This window comes from bacterium (genome assembly GCA_030654305.1).
GTDB lineage: Bacteria > Krumholzibacteriota > Krumholzibacteriia > LZORAL124-64-63 > LZORAL124-64-63 > PNOJ01.
The window spans coordinates 1-1,373 of the sequence record JAURXS010000275.1; the positions used below are offsets into that span (position 1 = coordinate 1).

Annotated in this window: 1 protein-coding gene; it reads left to right on the forward strand. The window is 68.4% G+C overall.

What is annotated here, in order from left to right; all coding sequences use genetic code 11:
- Nucleotides 1–1,317, forward strand: a 1,317-nt coding sequence (locus tag Q7W29_07910; GenBank protein MDO9171740.1) for an efflux RND transporter permease subunit, incomplete at its 5' end; no start/stop codon positions are given.
- Between the last annotated feature and the right edge of the window lie 56 nt (nt 1,318–1,373).

Consider the following 1,373-nt stretch of genomic DNA (forward strand, 5'->3'; position numbering starts at 1 on the left):
GCGCAGGACCCGAACGTCGACGTCTTCATGTCGAGCGTGGGGGCCGGCGGCCCGACCGCCTCCGGCAACCAGGGGCGCTTCTTCCTGCGGCTGAAGCCGCGCGCCGAGCGGGAGCTGAGCGCCGACGAGGTCGTCAACAGCCTGCGCGGCAAGCTGGCCGCGATCCCGGGCATCCGCGCCTTCGTCACCAACCCGCCGGCCATCAACATCGGCGCGCGCTTCGCCTCGGGGCTCTACCAGTTCACCATGCAGTCGGCGGACCTCGACGCGCTGTACGCGGCCGCGCCCGGCTTCGAGGCCGGGCTGCGCCGGGAGCCGAAGCTGCGCGACGTGAACAGCGACCTGCGGGTGAGCAACCCGGAGATCGACGTGGTCATCGACCGCGACCGCGCCGCCTCGCTCGGCGTGACGCCGCGGGCGATCGAGGAGACGCTCTACTCCGCGTTCGGCACGCGGCAGGTGTCGACCATCCTGGCCCCCAACAACCAGTACTACGTGCTGATGGAGCTGCTGCCGGAGCGCCAGCGCGACGCGGCGGCCATCGGCCGGCTCTACGTGAGGGCCGCGGGCGGCGCCCTGGTGCCGCTGTCGGCGATCGCGCAGATCGTGCCCGGCGTCGGGCCGCTCACGGTGAACCACTCGGGGCAGCTGCCGTCGGTGACGGTGTCCTTCAACCTGGGCGAGGGGGTGGCGCTGAGCGAGGGGGTGGAGGCCGTCAACCGCATCGCGCGCGAGACGCTGCCGTCGTCGATCGTCACCAACTTCGCGGGCACCGCGCAGGCGTTCAAGGCCTCGCAGGCCGGCATGACGTCGATGCTGATCATCGCCATCCTGGTCATCTACCTGATCCTGGGCATCCTCTACGAGAGCTTCGTGCACCCGATCACGATCCTGACGGGCCTGCCCTTCGCGCTGTTCGGGGCGCTGCTGACGCTGCTGGTCTTCAAGGCCGACCTGAGCCTGTACAGCTTCGTCGGGCTGATCATGCTGATCGGCGTGGTGAAGAAGAACGCCATCATGATGATCGACTTCGCGCTGGACGAGAAGCGCCGGGGCACGGCGGCGGAAGCGGCCATCGTGAAGGCCTGCAGCATCCGCTTCCGGCCGATCATGATGACCACCATGGCGGCGCTGATGGCCGGTCTGCCCATTGCCATGGGCCTTGGCGCCGGGGGGGAATCGCGCCGGCCGCTTGGCCTGGCGGTGGTGGGCGGGCTGCTCTTTTCCCAGACCCTGACCCTCTATATCACCCCGGTTTTTTATATCTATCTCGACCGCTTGCAGCAGCGCCTGCGCCGGCGTGGGGCCAAAGACTGACCAACACTGCCGGGCAACGACTCAATAAGTCTGTCGAGATACGGCTAGTGCATTAA